Origin of the sequence: Polaromonas sp. AER18D-145, from assembly GCF_002379095.1 — a bacterium.
GTDB lineage: Bacteria > Pseudomonadota > Gammaproteobacteria > Burkholderiales > Burkholderiaceae_C > Polaromonas.
In genome coordinates, this window is the sequence record NZ_NBZV01000051.1 from 20,557 (window position 1) to 33,125 (window position 12,569).

Consider the following 12,569-nt stretch of genomic DNA (forward strand, 5'->3'; position numbering starts at 1 on the left):
TTATGGAAGCACCTCATACGGTGATGGGGTATTCGCGCAGCAGCTCCATCGCGCGCTGGCCTCGTTCGCCGAGAAAAAAGTGGCGGATAAAGGGGTGGGGAAAGGCAATCACGTCCCGGGGCGGGCCGCTGACAATGACCTGCTTGTCGGCCAGCACGGAAATGCGCGTGCTGAGCTCGAACAGCGTGTCCAGGTCGTGCGTGACCATCACCACCGTGAGCTCCATGTCGCGGTGCAGCGAACGCAGCAGGGCACAGAAGCTGTCGGAGCTCTCCGGGTCCAGCCCGGCGGTCGGTTCGTCGAGCAGCAGCAGCGGCGGGTCCATGATCAGGGCACGCGCCAGCGACACCCGCTTGACCATGCCGCCGGACAGGTCGGCGGGCATCTTGTCCGCATGTTCGGGCGCCAGGCCGACCATCTGCAGCTTGACCATGGCCGCCTCGCGAATCAGCGCGTCGGGCAGGGTCTTAAGCTCGCGCAGCGGGAAGGCAATGTTTTCCAGCACCGTGAAGGCCGAAAACAGCGCGCCCTGCTGGAACAGCATGCCGACGCGTCGCGCGGCGCCGCGTTTGCCCAGCTCGGCGGCCGGCTTGCCCAGCACGGTGATCTCGCCGCGGGTCGGCGCTTCCAGCCCCAGCATCTCGCGCAGCAGCACGGTCTTGCCCGACCCCGAGCCGCCGACCAGCGACATGAACTCGCCGCGCTCGATGCGCAGGTTCAGGTCCTGGTGAATGACGGCCTCTTTCTTGCCGTTCCTGAACACGGTCCACAGATCACGGATGTCCACAATGGTGTCGCTCATATGCCGATACTCTTGAACAACACTGCAAAAAGTGCATCCACCAGAATCACCACCGTGATCGAGGTGACCACGGACGCCGTGGTGCCCTGGCCCAGGCTTTCGGTGTTGGGTTTGACGCGCAGGCCGAAATGGCAGCCGATCAGCGCAATCAGCACGCCAAACACCACCGATTTGGCGGTGGCCAGCGTCAGGTTGGCGGCATCCACCGCCTCGGGCAGGGCATCGATGAAAAAGGACGGCGTCACGCCCATGACGAGGTCGGCGGCGAGCATGCCGCCCAACAGGGCCGCAATCGTGGTCCAGACGCTGATCAGCGGCATCACGATGGCCAGCGCCATGGCGCGCGGCATGACCAGCCGGTAGCTGTGCGCAATTCCCATCACACGCATGGCATCGAGTTCTTCGGTGACACGCATCACGCCGATCTGTGCCGTGATGGCCGAGCCGGAACGGCCGGCGATCAAAATGGCGGCGAGCACCGGCCCGAGTTCACGGATCAGGGAGATGCCCAGGATGTTGACGATGAAGGCGTCGGCGCCGAACTGGCGCAACTGCTGCGAGATCAGGTAGGCAAGCACCACACCGATCAGGAAGCCGACCAGTGCGGTGATGGGCAGGGCCGTCGCACCAATGTGGTACAGGTGGCCGGACAGGTCCCGCCAGGGGCCTTCGCGCGGATTTCTGACAAGTTTGATGAGGTTCAGCAACAGCCGGCCCACCAGGGCCAGCAGGTCCGCGCCGTGATCCACCACCTGCAGAACGCCTTCGCCCAGCGACAGAAAAGATTCGCGCAAACCCGGCGTCGGCGGCTCGGGCCGGTCGGTACTGAACTGGGCCACACGGTCCAGCACCGCGCGTTGTGGCGGCAAGACCTCCAGCTTGTCAGGCCACTTCCGGCCCCAGTGGTCCCACAACACCTGGGCGCCCAGATGGTCGAGCTGGCCGATCTGGCGCAAGTCCCACAGGGCCGTACTGGCTGCCGCAGCAGCCAGCGCGTTCAGCTGGAGCGTCAGTGCCTGCCACGCCGGCTGGGCCGTCAGCTCGGCGGCCGTCCATGGACCCAGCACCAGGTAACACGCGCCTTCGGGCGTGTCTTGCGGGTCGATGTGCGGAGCAGATTCGCGCGCGGCGTCGTCCTCCGGAGATGGCATGTTGTCGATAGGTGCAAGCGGCTTGGGATCGATGGGCGAAACAGGGCGGGCATCGGGTCCACCTGCGTGACGACTGCCCACTCAGTGCATATTAATCCAGCCACCGGCGCGGGCACTACAGCATTTCTCCCCAATCGATACCCCGCCCTGTCCTACAGCGAGGGCGCGGAGAATGCGGCTTGACGGGACGGGCCAAGAACGCGAGGGCATCCGGCCAGCGCGGGAATCATTCCGCGCCCCAGACCACCTCGATCGCCTGCCAGGCGCTAGCCACCACCGGCGCCTGGCGCTGCGCGCTCAGGCTGACAAAACTCAGCACGCTTTGCAAGCTGACCTGGTCGGCAATCACCAGGCCGGCGGCATGCGACTCGCGGATCGCGATCGAGTCGCGCACCAGGCTCAGGCCCACCCCGGACTTGACCAGGTCCAGCATGGACGCCTCCTGGTCCACCAGCGCCACCCGGTGTGGCTCGACGCCCAGCGGGCCGAACACACTGGCCAGCAGCCGGTGGTGCGCCGAGGCGGGCGGCGTGGCAATCCAGGGCAGGGCCGCCAGCGCTTTCCAGTCCTTGCCGCGCACCTGCGGCCCCCAGCCGGCCGGCGCCAGCACCCGGTAGGTGAAGTGCGTCAGCTCCCTGAGGACGAAACGCGCCGGCCGCTCCTGTGCCAGATTTGCTCCTGAATGTATAGCTGTTGGCGCTTGTGTGGAAAGGGCCGCAGCCTGATTTTTTACAAAATCACGGGTCTCGCCCAGCGGGTTGGCCGGCGTGCCGAGGTAGAAGCCCACATCGAGCTCGCCCCGGTCGATTTGCGCCAGTACCTCGCCGCTCATGGCCTGGCGCAGTTCGGTTTCCACCTGGGGCGCGGTTTCCACCAGCACCTTCAGGAAAGCCCCGAGCCGGGTGAACTCGGGGTCGAGGATGGTGCCTATGCGCAGGCGGCCGCGGACCTGGCTGTGCAGGCGGGCCGCGGCGTTTTTGAAGTCGCCCTGCGCGGCCAGCACTTTTTCGGCCAGCGGCAGCAGGGCCGCACCGTCGCGCGTCAGATTCATGCCCTGCGCGCTGCGCTTGAACAGTGTCAGCCCCGTGGCAGCTTGCAGGCCTTTAATCTGCAGGCTGACAGCCGGCTGGGTCAGGGCCAGCTTGTCGGCAGCGCGCGACAGGCTGCCCTCGCGGGCCACCGCCACAAAAATCCGGAGTGTCTGGATGTCCATTATTAGAAATATTTATAACACTTCTGAGAAATTCAAAGTGGTAAAACCTTGCGCAGTCCGCTAATCTATTGGATTAATTACATGTTAATTGCAGGAGACCGCCCCATGAATGATATGAGCCGCCCAAATATGAACAGCAGCATCCAGGCCATCGGCCACGCCATCAACGGACGCGCCGTGCCCGGCAACTCCGGTCGCGCGCAGGACGTCTTCAACCCCGCCACCGGCGCCGTGACCGGCCGCGTGGCGCTGGCCAATGCCACCGAGGTGGCCACTGCCGTCAGCGCAGCCCAGGCCGCCTTCCCGGCCTGGGCCGACACGCCGCCAATTCGCCGGGCACGCGTGATGTTCAAGTTCCTCGAACTGCTGAACCAGAACAAGGACACCCTGGCCCACATGATCACGGCCGAACACGGCAAGGTCTTCACCGATGCCCAGGGCGAGGTCGCGCGCGGCATCGACATTGTCGAGTTCGCCTGCGGCATTCCGCAGCTGCTCAAGGGCGACTTCACCGACCAGGTGAGCACCGGCATCGACAACTGGACCCTGCGCCAGCCGCTCGGCGTGGTGGCCGGCATCACACCCTTCAATTTCCCGGTGATGGTGCCGATGTGGATGTTCCCGGTGGCGATTGCCGCGGGCAACTGCTTTGTCCTCAAGCCCAGCCCGATCGACCCGAGCGCCAGCCTGTACATGGCCGAGCTGCTCAAGCAGGCCGGCCTGCCCGACGGCGTCTTCAACGTGGTGCAGGGCGACAAGGAAGCGGTCGATGCCCTGCTGGTGCACCCGGACGTGAAGGCCGTGTCTTTCGTCGGTTCGACGCCGATTGCCAACTACATCTATGAAACCGGCGCGCACCATGGCAAACGTGTGCAGGCGCTGGGCGGCGCGAAGAACCACATGGTGGTCATGCCCGACGCCGACCTGGAGCAGGCGGTTGATGCGCTGATTGGCGCCGGCTACGGCTCGGCCGGCGAACGTTGCATGGCGATCTCGGTCGCGGTGCTGGTCGGCAACGTCGCCGACAAACTCGTCCCCATGCTGGCCGCGCGCGCCAAAACCCTGGTCGTCAAGAACGGTGTCGAGCTCGATGCCGAGATGGGTCCCATCGTGACGGCCGCGGCACACAGCCGCATCACCGGCTACATCGACACCGGCGTCAAGGAAGGCGCGAAGCTGCTGGTCGACGGCCGCGGCTTCACTGGCCAAAGCGCGGGCGCCGGTTGCGACCAGGGCTTCTGGATGGGCGGCACGCTGTTCGACCATGTGACACCGGAGATGCGCATCTACAAGGAAGAGATTTTCGGCCCGGTGCTGGGCTGCGTGCGTGTGAAGGACCTGGCCGAAGCGGTGAACCTGATCAACGCCCACGAGTTCGGCAACGGCGTGAGCTGCTTCACACGCGACGGCAATGTGGCGCGCGAATTTTCACGCCGCATCCAGGTCGGCATGGTCGGCATCAACGTGCCAATTCCCGTGCCCATGGCCTGGCACGGCTTTGGCGGCTGGAAGAAAAGCCTGTTCGGCGACATGCATGCCTACGGCGAGGAAGGCGTGCGTTTTTACACCAAGCAGAAGTCCATCATGCAGCGCTGGCCCGAGAGCATTGGCAAGGGCGCGGAGTTTGTCATGCCTACAGCGAAGTAGATCGCCCCCACGCTTGTCACTTCGTGTACTGCGCTGCCCCCCGAGGGGGCCGCTGCGCCTGCGGGCCGGCAAAGCCGGACCCGCGGCCCCTGCTTGAAAGAAGTTCTGCAATGACGCTGGCTTGAAATTTCCTTCACTCTGGTAGTGACAAAGCCAGTCCCTGAAAAGAAAAAGAGCGACGAGACAAGACGCATGAACGAAAACATCTTTGACTACATCATCGTCGGGGGCGGCACCGCCGGCTGCCTGCTGGCCAACCGCCTGAGCGCCGACGCGTCCAAACGGGTGTTGCTGATCGAAGCCGGCCGCAAGGACGACTACCACTGGATCCACATCCCGGTCGGCTACCTGTATTGCATCGGCAACCCGCGCACCGACTGGCTCTACAACACCGAACCCGACGCCGGCCTGAATGGCCGCACGCTGCGTTACCCGCGCGGCAAGACACTGGGCGGCTGCTCCAGCATCAACGGCATGATTTACATGCGCGGCCAGGCGCGCGACTACGACCGCTGGGCCGAACTCACCGGCGACGACACCTGGGCCTGGGACCAGGTGCTGCCGGGTTTTCGCAAACACGAGGACCACTACAAACTCGATGTGCCCAAAGGCAAGGCAGAGGCGATGGTCAATGAAAACTTCCGGCGACTGCACGGCCACAAGAGCCAGCACGCCACCAGCGAAGGCCTGGCGCGCAAGATGGGCGGCGAGTGGCGCGTTGAAAAGCAGCGCCTGCGCTGGGACATTCTCGACGCGTTTGCCGCGGCGGCGCAGCAGGCGGGCATCCCGGCCACCGACGACTTCAACGGCGGCAGCAACGAAGGCGTCGGTTATTTCGAGGTCAACCAGAAAAGCGGCTGGCGCTGGAACACCGCCAAGGCGTTTTTGCGTCCGACCTGTTTTGCACGTCCCAACTTCGAGATGTGGACCGGCGCGCAGGTCTGCAAACTCGTTGTCGAGCGCCAGGACGACGGCAGCCAGCGCTGCACCGGCGTCGAGGTCTGGACCGGCCATGAACGCGTCCAGGCCTTTGCCACGCGCGACTCCGGTAGAGCGCAGGGCAAGCTCGGCGAGGTCATCCTGAGCGCCGGCAGCATAGGCTCGCCGCAAATCCTGCAGCTCTCGGGCATCGGCCCGGCGGCGCTGCTGCAGCAGCACGGCATCCCAGTGGTGGTGGACCTGCCCGGCGTGGGTGCCAACCTGCAGGACCACCTGCAGATCCGCTCGGTCTACAAGGTCAACCCCGTCGCAGGCAGCAAGGCGAAAAACTTCACGCTCAATACCCTGGGCAGTTCGCTCTGGGGCAAGGCCAAAATCGGCCTCGAATACGCGCTCAAACAGACCGGCCCGATGAGCATGGCGCCGTCGCAGCTGGGCGCCTTCACGCGCAGCTCGCCGGACCAGCCCTGGCCCAACATCGAGTACCACGTGCAGCCGCTGTCGCTCGACGCGTTTGGCGAGCCGCTGCACAACTTCAACGCGTTCACCGCCAGCGTCTGCAACCTCAATCCCACGAGCCGGGGTACCGTTCAGATCAAGAGCGGCAACTTTGAAGACGCGCCCGCCATCGCGCCCAACTATCTCAGCACTGCCGAGGACAGGAAGGTGGCGGCCGACTCCCTGCGTGTCACGCGCCGCATCGTGAGCCAGAGCGCGCTGGCCGGCTACCAGCCCGAAGAGTTCCGTCCCGGCGTTCAGTTCCAGAGTGATGACGACCTGGTGCGGCTGGCCGGCGACATTGCGACCACCATCTTCCACCCGGTGGGCACCACCAAAATGGGCAGGGCGGAGGACCCCCTGGCCGTCGTCGACGCCCACCTGCGGGTGCGCGGGGTGACGGGGCTGCGGGTGGTCGATGCAGGCGTGATGCCACTGATCACCAGCGGCAACACCAATTCACCGACATTGATGATTGCGGAAAAAGCCGCGCAGTGGATACGGGACGGCGTGTAAGGCGAAGCCGCCACCTTGCGGCTATTGCCCGAGCAACGCGGCGATGGTCACGCCATCACCTCTCTGGGTGCTGGCGCGCCACTCGTCGGCGCAGGTGATCCAGCTCTTGATCTGCGCGACCCAGCGGTCCGCCTCGTCATCGACGGGCGGCGCCTTCCCCCTCATGGCCAGTGCCACAGGTTCGGGCCCGCAGCGGGCCTGCGCCGCATCGATGAAGCCGAGCCGGTAAGACACCGCGGTCAGCAAATGCTGCTCGGCCAGCCAGCGCGGGCTGAAGACAAACAGGTCTGCCGGCGCGGTGGCGTTCATCTTGTCGAGGATGACGCGCGGCGTGCCCAGGCCCGCCATGTAGTTTTCCACCGTGAGTGCGATCCGGCTGACATACGCCGACTGCTGGTCGATGCTGCCCTCCTTGAGCTGGACATGGATGCGGTGCACGCCCAGCGTTGCACCACTGGACACATGGCGGGTCACGCCACTCATCCACAAGATGAAACAGGCGCTGTAGCAGCGCGCGCCATGGGCCACGTGGGTGGCGGCGTAACTCTTGTCTAGCAGGTGGGCGATCTTGATGGCCTCCTCCACATCACCGCCCGATGAATCCAGGTAGACCATGCGCGCAAAACGCCCGTAGTTGTCGGGATGCCGGATGAACTCGATGACCCTGGCGTAGTCGCCTTTCTCGATGGTTCCCTGAATCAACACGCCACGCTGGAAGGCAGAGATATCGGCCGCCGCAGAGGGCAGGCATGCACCGGCAAACGCGCTGATCAAAAGGGTGACGATGGCTCGCATCATGGGGGTCTCCTGCCATCAGCCGGAAGAGCTGAACAGAAGTCATCTTGGGACGACGCTGCGCCGGTGTCAGTCATCCATTACCAGGGTGGCGGTAACTTATTTACCGTCCGGTTTTCAGCTTGGCGGCCAGGGAGAGAACCTGTGGCTTGTCGGCGCAGCGGGTTCAACGCAAAAATAAAAACCAGAGGCCCACTATTTGCCGCGCAGCACCATGTTGTCCCCGGACAGCACGATTTCGAACCGGGACAGGAAGCTCTGCCCCAGCAGGGCCACCGAGGGATCGGGTCCCACCAGCCCCACGCCGACCCGTGTGCCCGAGACGCTGGCCGGCCCGACCGACACCGTGACACCCTTGACGATCCGGCCCTGCAGCTCGCCGCTGGCGGTCTGGAAGGTGGTCGCCTCGCCCGGCGCCATGCCGGCGGTCCGCGCAAACTCCTGGCTGACCACCACCAGCGAGGCGCCGGTGTCCACCAGAAAAGTGACAGGCTGGCCATGGACCTGTCCCCGCGCGTAAAAGTGGCCGTCCCGGGCGCGGGGAATCACCAGCTCCCCGCTCACTGAAACAGTCAGCGGCGGCGGCTTCAACACCTGGCGCATCACGGCGTACAGGGCCCCCATGACCACCAGCCAGAAAAGCAGGATCACCAGCGGCCCCCACCGAAGGCCCGCACCGGCCGGGCCGGCTTGTTTCGTGCTATTGCTGTCCGGATGTCTCATGGGTGGTTGGCTTGACGGGTGGCTGCCGTGCGGAAAGGCTCAGGACGCCCTGCATCCCGGGGCCATCATACGTCGGGTGTAGGGCCTTTTTGACTCGCAACGCATCTTGCATAAATAGCGCTAACAGGCCCTAGCCAAAACGACGCCCACGCCGCCGCGAGCCCGATAATGGACCAGCCCCCCTCACAACCCCAAAGCCTTGATGCCGACCACCAGCCTTGCCCTTTACATGCAGACCCAGCGTGCGCTGTATGCGGCCGGGCTGCCGGAAAAGATCAGTGCGCTGGAAGCAGTGCTGCGACAGCTGGGCAGCGGCACCGACGGGCCCAGCGGCCAGGAGGCTGCGCTGTCCGTGCTGGCACAGGCCCACAAGCTGGCGGGCTCTGGTGGCACCTTTGGTTTTCCCGCCGTCAGCGAAGTGGCGGCAGCGATCGAAAAACTGCTCTCGGAAAACACCGGTGTCCCGGGATTTCCCGGCGCCGACGATCGTCTCACGCTGGAAACCAGCCTGCAGGCGCTGAGAGCCGCGGCGGCCGCGGACCAGCCTGCCGCTGACATGCCGGCTGCGGCTCCCACGGCCAGCAGTGAGGCCGCCGTGTCGCAGCCCGCCGGGCCAGCACGGCTGCTTCACATCATTGCTCCAGACGGGCTAGCGGCCGGCCAGCTTGCCGATCAGTTGCGCCATGGCGGCTACCAGGTCCGCGTGTTCGCCCAGCCTGCTGCCGCTGACCGGGCGGCGCTGCAGGAAGCGCCGGCGGCCATTCTTGCCGACATCACGTTTTCCGCAGACCCCCTGGTGACGCGGCCGGTGCTGGCCGCGCCCGGCCCGGCCACAGAAGGCAGGGCGCCCCTGCTTCTCATGGGCGCCGGCACGAACTTCCAGACCCGCCTGGCCGCCGTGCGAGCCGGGGCAGCCGGGTATTTCCCGCAGCCCCTGGATGTGCGGGCCATCACCGCCCTGCTGGACCAGCTCACCTCTGCGGAGCCGACGCAACCTTACCGGGTGCTGATTGTGGAGGACGACGAAGCACTGGCAACCTTTTATGCCGGCGTGTTGCAGTCAGCAGGCATGCAGACGTGCATCGTCACCGAACCCTGCCAAGTCATGGCGCCGCTGGTCGATTTCCGGCCCGACCTGATCACCTGCGACATCCACATGCCGCAATGCAACGGGATCGAACTGGCCACCCTGATCCGGCAACAACCCGAGTTTGTCCGGGTGCCCATCATCTTCCTGTCCGCCGAGACCAGCCTGGACCGGCAGGCCCAAGCGCTCCGGCAGGGCGGGGATGACTTCATCACCAAGCCGGTCTCCCCGGAAACGCTGGTCTCCGCGGCGCAGAGCCGGGCCCGTCGCCACCGCAGCCTGCTCGCAGCCGAGGACACCCTGCGCATCAGCGAGGAGCGTTTCCGGCTGGTGGTCGAAACCAGCCTGGACGGCTTTCTGCAAAGCCTGCCCGACGGCACGGTGCTCGCGGCCAACCAGGCGGCTTGCACCATGTTCGGGATGAGCGAGCAGCAAATCAGGGCAGCAGGCATCGCCGGTCTGGTGGACGGGACGGATCCACGCATGGCCGGGCTGATGATGCAGGTCAGCCGCTCCGCCAGGTTCCGCGGCGAACTGGTCTGTGTGCGCGGGGATGGCACGCGCTTTCCGGCCGAGGCCTCCTCGTCGCAGCATGTGAACAGCGAGGGCGACGTGCAGGTCAGCGTGATCCTGCGCGACATCACCGAGCGCAAACTGGCCGAGCAGCAGATCCTGCAGCTCAACGCGGAGCTGGAAACCCGCGTGGAAAAACGCACGGCCGAACTCACGGCAGCCACCCTGGAGCTGCAGGCTTTTTCGCAGGCGCTGGCCCATGACCTGCGCCAGCCCTACATTGCCATCAACGGCATGTCCCGGCTGCTGGAAAAGGAAATGGCGGCCGGCATCAGCGAGCGCGGCAGGCACTACCTCCAGCGCATCCGTGCCGGGGTCAGCCAGATGAACGAGCGGACCGACAGCCTGCTGGCGCTGGCGCAGTTGTCGCGCACGCAGTCCCGCCGCGAGCAGGTGGACCTGGGCGCCATGGCCGGCTCGGTTCTGAAATCGCTCCAGCAGCAGCACCCGGAACGCCTTGTGACCAGCCGGGTCCAGGCCTTGCCGGCCGTGCAGGCCGACGCCGGACTGGTGCTGCATTTGCTGAACATCCTGCTGGGCAATGCCTGGAAGTTCACTTCTACGCGGGCGGAAGCCGAGATCACGGTGGGCTGCGAGCCGGGCACCCATGGCGAGCTGATTTTTTCCGTGAGGGACAACGGCGTCGGGTTCGACATGGCGTATGCCGACAAGCTGTTTACCGCCTTCCAGCGCCTGCACGCCCCTGGCGAATTTGCCGGTGTCGGCATCGGCCTGGCCACTGCCCGCCGGATTGTCACGCGCCATGGCGGACGCATCTGGGCCTCATCGGCACCCGGGCAAGGTGCCTGTTTTTACTTCACGCTGGCGCCGGTATCACGCTGAAGCAACGCGGGGCACACCCACGCTCAGCGCAGCCCCTTCACATAGCGCGGGGCATCCGGATCGCGCGGCTCGCGCTCGCGGCGTTTCTCGCTGTCGCCAAAAAAGGTGCCGAACGTGGACTCGATGAAACCCGACTCGGGGTAGACCTCCTCCTCGGTGTTGACCGAGCGGGCACCTTGCCGGTCCGGCACCGGCGCAGCGGCCGCTGGTGGCGCCGCGCTGCGCTCCTTGACGGCATCGGCCATCATCCTGACCAGCGGTGCGCGGTGCCTGGCCTCCGGGGACGCCATGATCTCCGCGAGCCGGTCGGCCCAGACGCCAAGATCGATGTGGCCATCTTCGGCCGCCTTCTCGCGCGAGAAGCGGACGATTTCGGCAGCGTATTCCGCGTTGGTCGCCATCCACTCGGTGTCGGTCACCCGCCCGGTCTTTCTGCGCAGCAACACATGCAGGTGGGCCGCAATCGCAATTTTTTCGCTGGAGGGCATGCCAGGGTCCTCCATCAGGTGCCCATCCGCTCGGCATGCTGGGCAATGTCCAGGCCGTCGGACTCCGAGCTGTCACTGACCCGCAGGCTGAAAACCAGCGACGTGATCCAGAGCACCACGGCCGTCATGAGCAGGCTGTAACACAGCACGGCCCCGACACCGATGGCCTGGGTCAGCACGCTGCCTTCCACGCCCGAGATGGTTTTGCTGGCAAACACGCCGGTCAGCAGCGAACCGACGATGCCGCCCACGCCGTGCACGCCGAACACATCGAGGGAATCATCGGCATTGAGCAGGCGTTTGAGGCCGGTCGCCCCCCAGTAGCAGGCCACGCCGGCAATCAACCCGATGGCCAGGGCCGCACGGGGCGAGACAAAGCCAGCCGCCGGGGTGATGGCCACCAGCCCGGCCACCAGCCCCGAACACAGGCCGAGCAAGGTGGGCCGTTTGCGGACCATCCACTCGGCCGCCATCCATGACAGGGCCCCGGCAGCAGCGGCAATGTGCGTCACCGCCATCGCCAGGCCGGCCCGGCCATCGGAGGCCACGGCGGAGCCGGCATTGAAGCCGAACCAGCCGACCCAGAGCATGCCGGCACCGGCCATGGTGAGGCCGAGGTTGAAGGGCGTGAAGGCCTCGCGGCCGTAGCCGCGGCGCGGCCCGAGCACGTAGGCACAGACCAGTCCCGCCACGCCGGCATTGATGTGCACCACGGAACCACCGGCAAAATCGAGCGCCCCGAGTTGGGCCAGCCAGCCATTGGGTTCCCAGACCCAGTGCGCAATCGGTGCATACACAACCAGGGTCCAGAGACTGATGAAACACAGCATCGCGGAAAACCGCATGCGCTCCACAAACGCCCCCACCACCAGCGCCGCGGTGATGATGGCAAAGGTCAGCTGGAACATCGCGTACACCGACTCGGGGATATTCGGCGCAATATGGCTGACCGCGACTTTCTGCGCGTCCTTGACATAGTCCAGACCGGCAAACCAGAGTCGCTCGCCGCCGCCAATGTAGTGGCCCAGCGCGCCACTGCCCGGCGTGAAAGCCAGCGAGTAACCGACGGCAAACCACAGCAGGCTGACGACAGCGCAAATGGCCACCACGCAGGCCATGGTGTTGAGCACGTTTTTCTTGCGCACCATGCCGCCGTAGAACAGGGCGATGCCCGGCAAGGTCATCAGGAGCACCAGGGCTGTCGAGGTCATCATCCAGGCGGTGTCGGCGCCGTTGAGGGTATCGGTGGCCACCAGACCCGGGCGGGTCAGGGGGGCGGGAACCGGGACCGCAG

Annotated in this window: 10 protein-coding genes; 3 read left to right on the top strand and 7 right to left on the bottom strand. The window is 65.6% G+C overall.

The window, feature by feature from the left end; translation table 11 throughout:
* Positions 1 to 13: 13 nt before the first annotated feature.
* From B7G52_RS19745 to B7G52_RS19755, 3 genes are all read right to left on the bottom strand, one after another.
* Complete coding sequence (locus B7G52_RS19745) at positions 14 to 802, bottom strand: ABC transporter ATP-binding protein (protein ID WP_096699294.1); 789 nt, start codon at positions 800 to 802, stop codon at positions 14 to 16.
* Positions 799 to 1,953 carry an ABC transporter permease gene (locus B7G52_RS19750; protein WP_096699295.1) on the bottom strand — a complete coding sequence of 385 codons (1,155 nt, stop codon included), beginning with the start codon at positions 1,951 to 1,953 and terminating at the stop codon, positions 799 to 801. Before B7G52_RS19750 ends, B7G52_RS19745 begins: the two co-directional genes overlap by 4 nt.
* Positions 1,954 to 2,179: 226 nt before the next feature.
* A complete protein-coding gene (locus B7G52_RS19755; RefSeq protein ID WP_096699296.1) occupies positions 2,180 to 3,166 on the bottom strand; it encodes a LysR family transcriptional regulator in 987 nt (328 codons plus the stop codon).
* A gap of 129 nt (positions 3,167 to 3,295) precedes the next feature.
* Here B7G52_RS19755 and B7G52_RS19760 point away from each other — a divergent pair, with 129 nt between their 5' ends.
* Positions 3,296 to 4,813 carry a CoA-acylating methylmalonate-semialdehyde dehydrogenase gene (locus B7G52_RS19760; protein ID WP_096699297.1) on the top strand — a complete coding sequence of 506 codons (1,518 nt, stop codon included), beginning with the start codon at positions 3,296 to 3,298 and terminating at the stop codon, positions 4,811 to 4,813.
* A 192-nt stretch (positions 4,814 to 5,005) separates the two neighbouring features.
* Positions 5,006 to 6,766: a GMC family oxidoreductase gene (locus B7G52_RS19770; RefSeq protein WP_096699298.1), complete on the top strand. Its 1,761-nt coding sequence runs from the start codon at positions 5,006 to 5,008 to the stop codon at positions 6,764 to 6,766.
* A 21-nt stretch (positions 6,767 to 6,787) separates the two neighbouring features.
* Here the strand turns inward: B7G52_RS19770 and B7G52_RS19775 are convergent, their stop codons facing one another.
* Together B7G52_RS19775 and B7G52_RS19780 are read right to left on the bottom strand one after the other, a co-directional pair.
* Positions 6,788 to 7,564: a hypothetical protein gene (locus B7G52_RS19775; protein ID WP_096699299.1), complete on the bottom strand. Its 777-nt coding sequence runs from the start codon at positions 7,562 to 7,564 to the stop codon at positions 6,788 to 6,790.
* Between the two features lie 192 nt (positions 7,565 to 7,756).
* Entirely contained in the window at positions 7,757 to 8,284 is a 528-nt protein-coding gene (locus tag B7G52_RS19780) for a TIGR02281 family clan AA aspartic protease (RefSeq protein ID WP_096699300.1), read from the bottom strand.
* A 202-nt stretch (positions 8,285 to 8,486) separates the two neighbouring features.
* On the opposite strand from B7G52_RS19780, the gene B7G52_RS19785 reads away from it, so the two are divergent.
* A complete protein-coding gene (locus tag B7G52_RS19785) occupies positions 8,487 to 10,787 on the top strand; it encodes a response regulator (RefSeq protein WP_096699301.1) in 2,301 nt (766 codons plus the stop codon).
* Between the two features lie 23 nt (positions 10,788 to 10,810).
* Here B7G52_RS19785 and B7G52_RS19790 read toward each other — a convergent pair whose 3' ends face one another.
* Positions 10,811 to 11,275 carry a hypothetical protein gene (locus tag B7G52_RS19790; RefSeq protein ID WP_141397508.1) on the bottom strand — a complete coding sequence of 155 codons (465 nt, stop codon included), beginning with the start codon at positions 11,273 to 11,275 and terminating at the stop codon, positions 10,811 to 10,813.
* Between the two features lie 14 nt (positions 11,276 to 11,289).
* Complete coding sequence (locus B7G52_RS19795; RefSeq protein WP_305790845.1) at positions 11,290 to 12,546, bottom strand: ammonium transporter; 1,257 nt, start codon at positions 12,544 to 12,546, stop codon at positions 11,290 to 11,292.
* Positions 12,547 to 12,569 lie beyond the last annotated feature (23 nt).

Excerpts from the sequence above, each read along its gene's own strand:
- B7G52_RS19745 (WP_096699294.1), bottom strand. The coding sequence starts at position 802 with ATGAGCGACACCATTGTGGACATCCGTGATCTGTGGACCGTGTTCAGG.
- B7G52_RS19770 (WP_096699298.1), top strand. The coding sequence starts at position 5,006 with ATGAACGAAAACATCTTTGACTACATCATCGTCGGGGGCGGCACCGCC.
- B7G52_RS19760 (WP_096699297.1), top strand. The coding sequence starts at position 3,296 with ATGAACAGCAGCATCCAGGCCATCGGCCACGCCATCAACGGACGCGCC.
- B7G52_RS19780 (WP_096699300.1), bottom strand. The coding sequence starts at position 8,284 with ATGAGACATCCGGACAGCAATAGCACGAAACAAGCCGGCCCGGCCGGT.
- B7G52_RS19750 (WP_096699295.1), bottom strand. The coding sequence starts at position 1,953 with ATGCCATCTCCGGAGGACGACGCCGCGCGCGAATCTGCTCCGCACATC.
- B7G52_RS19755 (WP_096699296.1), bottom strand. The coding sequence starts at position 3,166 with ATGGACATCCAGACACTCCGGATTTTTGTGGCGGTGGCCCGCGAGGGC.
- B7G52_RS19785 (WP_096699301.1), top strand. The coding sequence starts at position 8,487 with ATGCCGACCACCAGCCTTGCCCTTTACATGCAGACCCAGCGTGCGCTG.
- B7G52_RS19775 (WP_096699299.1), bottom strand. The coding sequence starts at position 7,564 with ATGATGCGAGCCATCGTCACCCTTTTGATCAGCGCGTTTGCCGGTGCA.
- B7G52_RS19790 (WP_141397508.1), bottom strand. The coding sequence starts at position 11,275 with ATGCCCTCCAGCGAAAAAATTGCGATTGCGGCCCACCTGCATGTGTTG.